This is a genomic window from Nocardioides sp., assembly GCF_035429765.1.
Taxonomy (GTDB): domain Bacteria; phylum Actinomycetota; class Actinomycetes; order Propionibacteriales; family Nocardioidaceae; genus Nocardioides.
This window is the reverse complement of sequence record NZ_DAOMFK010000134.1, coordinates 1-1,698: the sequence shown is the minus strand read 5'-3', so window position 1 is coordinate 1,698 and position 1,698 is coordinate 1. Positions and strand designations below refer to the sequence as shown.

2 protein-coding genes are annotated in these 1,698 nt (G+C 72.6%); both read left to right on the top strand.

The genetic code is table 11. From position 1 onward, the window contains the following. The first annotated feature begins 17 nt into the window (after positions 1-17). A complete protein-coding gene (locus PLP61_RS12095; protein WP_324502973.1) occupies positions 18-1,163 on the top strand; it encodes an aromatic ring-hydroxylating oxygenase subunit alpha in 1,146 nt (381 codons plus the stop codon). 39 nt (positions 1,164-1,202) lie between these two features. Next, complete coding sequence (locus PLP61_RS12090; protein WP_324502972.1) at positions 1,203-1,667, top strand: hypothetical protein; 465 nt, start codon at positions 1,203-1,205, stop codon at positions 1,665-1,667. Positions 1,668-1,698 lie beyond the last annotated feature (31 nt).

The following is a 1,698-nucleotide window of genomic DNA, read 5'->3' as shown; positions in this document are numbered from 1 at the left end:
GGTCCTACCCTCGACGGATGACCGGCACGCGCCCTGCTGCCCCTCTCGACCAGGCCCAGCTCGCCGACGCCCTGCGCCCCTTCGGGGAGAGCCGGATGCTCCCGGTGGCGGCGTACCTCGACGACGACGTGCTCGCCTGGGAGCGTCGCCACGTGTTCTCCGGCTGGCTGGCGCTGGGCCGGGGCGAGGACCTGGCCCGGCCGCGGATGATGCGCGCGTACGCCGCCGGAGCGGCGGGCGTGCTGGTGGTCCGCGGCGACGACGGCGCTCTGCGCGGGTTCGAGAACGCCTGCCGGCACCGGGGCCACGAGCTGCTCCCCTGCGACGGCACGGCGGAGAACCGTGCGATCGTGTGCCCCTACCACGCGTGGGCCTACCGGCTGGACGGGTCGCTGCTCGGCGCGCCCGGCTTCCGGGACGCCCCCGGCTTCGACCCCGAGGCGCACCCGCTGGCGCCCGTCGAGATCCGCGAGTGGAACGGCTGGCTGTTCGCCGACCGGGGCGCCGCGACGACGTTCGAGGAGCACGTGGCCGGGCTGGACGCCATCCTCGGCCGCTACGACGGCGCGGAGCTGGTCACCTGCGAGACCCACGAGTACGACGTCGAGGCCAACTGGAAGGTCATCGTCGAGAACTACCAGGAGTGCTACCACTGCTCCTCGATCCACCCCGAGCTGTGCCGGATCAGCCCGCCCGACTCCGGGGACAACCTGCCGCCCCAGGGTGACTGGGTGGGCGGCTCGATGGACCTGCGCGAGGGGATGTCGACGATGTCGCTGGACGGCTCCAGCGGTGGCGCCACGATGACCCGCCTGGACGAGGTGGAGCAGCGGACGGTGATGTACCTCGCCCTGCTGCCCAACATGCTGGTCTCCCTGCACCCCGACTACGTGATGACCCACCTGCTCACGCCGATCTCGGCTCACCGCACCCGGATCCGCTGCTCGTGGGCGTTCCCCCGGGCGGTCGCGGAGACCGACGGGTTCGACCCGGCGTACGCCGTGGACTTCTGGGACCTCACCAACCGCCAGGACTGGGCCGCCTGCGAGTCGGTGCAACGGGGCATGCAGACCCCCGGCTACCGTCCCGGCCCGCTGGCCCCGGCGGAGGACGGCGTCTACGACTTCGTCACCTACATGGCGCGCGCCTACCGCGGGGACTGACCTCGCCCCCTTGGTCGGCCGCAGGAAGCGGGGAACGTCATGGACCTCTCGACGTTCTACGCGGTCGTGGCGGCCACCTGCTTCACACTGGTCGGCCTGTGGTGGAACGTGGTGGCCGGGCACACCGAGTGGCACACCGACGCCCAGGCCCGCCGCGAGGCGGGCGGGGTCTATCTGTCCTTCCTGCTTCCGGGGATGATGGCGGTGCTCGCGCAGGTCAGCCCGACGACGCCCGCGGTGTGGCGCTGCTCGTTCGGGCTGGCGGCGCTGGTCGGCACCTGGTCCACCGTGTCCCTGTTGCGCAACCCGACCGCGCCCGCGGGACCCTTCGGTCGCTACCGGTGGGGAGTGGTGGTCCTCTACCTGCTGGTGCTGCTGCTCGCGCTGGTCCCCGACACGGCCTCGGTGGTCGGGCTGCGCCCGCTCGAGGCCGGCGGGCTGCTGCTGGTCCTGCTCGTCGCCGCGGCCCACGCCCTCACCTGGGAGTTCATGCTCTCGGGTTAGTACGGTCCCAACGCGGGGGGTTCGGGGGGGA